The sequence below is a fragment of the Oleiphilus sp. HI0067 genome, assembly GCF_001635735.1.
The window spans coordinates 1-1,684 of record NZ_LWFI01000956.1; the positions used below are offsets into that span (position 1 = coordinate 1).

1 protein-coding gene and 1 pseudogene are annotated in these 1,684 nt (G+C 44.1%); one reads left to right on the forward strand and one right to left on the reverse strand.

Going from position 1 to position 1,684, the window contains the following annotated elements; genetic code table 11:
* Positions 1 to 122 precede the first annotated feature (122 nt).
* Entirely contained in the window at positions 123 to 1,193 is a 1,071-nt protein-coding gene (locus tag A3739_RS12245; protein ID WP_197468920.1) for a PQQ-dependent sugar dehydrogenase, read from the forward strand.
* A 309-nt stretch (positions 1,194 to 1,502) separates the two neighbouring features.
* On the opposite strand, the pseudogene A3739_RS12250 reads toward A3739_RS12245, so the two are convergent.
* Positions 1,503 to 1,684, reverse strand: a pseudogene (locus A3739_RS12250) (Cys-tRNA(Pro) deacylase); the annotation flags it as partial.

A 1,684-nucleotide genomic window follows, 5' to 3' on the forward strand; every position in this document is an offset into this window, starting at 1 on the left:
TAGTTCATATGTTTCTCCTTACTATTATTCGAACTGTTATTCGATGGTTTCGGCTTTCAATCCAACCGAGAATGGCTCTAGTATATGAACCATCTTTTGGCTGAAAGACCGGAACTTATGCAATGAAATGTTCAAAAAAATTGCACAATCTAATGTGTATGGTGGTCGCGTGTTGCTGTATTCCAATGTCTGTTGCGAGTGAGTCGCGAATAGAACTTATTGCGAAAGGCTTCGAATTACCCTGGTCAATGGAATTTTTAGATGAGACAACACTGCTTGTTTCAGAACGGGCCGGGGCCATAAAAGTGCTTTCTTTGAAAGACAAAGGCCAAACATCGCTTAGAAATGTTTGGCCAGTGGCCTTTGGCGGGCAGGGCGGATTGTTAGATCTTGCTATCCATCCCGACTATCCAGAGGAACCGTGGATTTATGCCAGTTATAGCAAAGCACATTCTAATGGCACCTCAACAGCTTTAGCCCGTTTTCAGTTGACAGATGGCGCTATTACGCAACATGAAGAGTTGTTTGTGAGCAATGCTATTTCTTCTGGTGGTCGCCACTTTGGCAGCCGCATCGCATTTGATGATCAGGGCTATTTATTTCTCACCTCAGGGGATCGTGGAGAGCGAGATTGGGCGCAAGATTTGTCGAATCATGCAGGTACAGTGATTCGTTTACATGCTGATGGTCGAGTGCCTGCAGACAATCCATTCGTCGATCAAGCAGGCGCACAAGCTGAAATATGGTCGTATGGGCATCGCAACGCTCAGGGCATTGTGTTCGATCAAGATCGTGGAATTCTCTGGATTATCGAACATGGACCGCGTGGTGGTGATGAAATTAATCGTGTTGAGCGCGCTAAAAATTATGGCTGGCCTGTGATCTCTTATGGAAAAGAGTATTGGGGGCCAATAGCTGTAGGAGAAGGCACGCATAAACAAGGCATGGAACAGCCTATCAAATATTATGACCCTTCCATTGCTCCAAGCAGCCTTATGCTGCACAAGGGAGACTTATATGCAGGTGCGTTAAAGCTAAGGCATCTCAATTATGTAGCTTTAGATGGGGTAGGCCATGTTGTTTCAGAAGAGCGCCTATTCGAGTCACTAAATGAGCGCATACGAGATGTGGTTGAAGGACCAGATAACAGCGTTTACTTTCTTACTGATCAAGGGAACTTATATCGATTCTAATACTCATAGTTTCTTTGATGGATCCCATCGATTTTTTAGAGGTATATATTTCATCCACTAGATGATGGTTTCCGTAAAGTCTCTGGGAGGTAAATAATGCCTCCTATCTTCAATAACACGGGAAATAGTCGAGGTATTTTATGAGACGACGTGTTCAAAAACAGCGCAAGCAGCGCGTGAGACGGCAACGAATAGCCGTTAGACCTTCCGTCCTTAGTTGATTAAGGACTGACATCCTTCCTTTTAAATCCCTTTTCTTTTTTACAAACAATTGTGCTTCGTTGACTATTCACTTAATTACGCAATAAGTCACGAGTCTTCATTCACGATATTTGCCGAAATAGCTTGGCAGATAGGAATCAGATCTTGTGGTGCGACTTCTATATCTAAGCCACGTTTACCCCCGCTGACCAACATAGTTTCTAGATCAGAAGCTGAAGCATCAACAAGGGTTGGCAGTCGTTTCTTTTGAGCAAATGGGCTGACGCCAC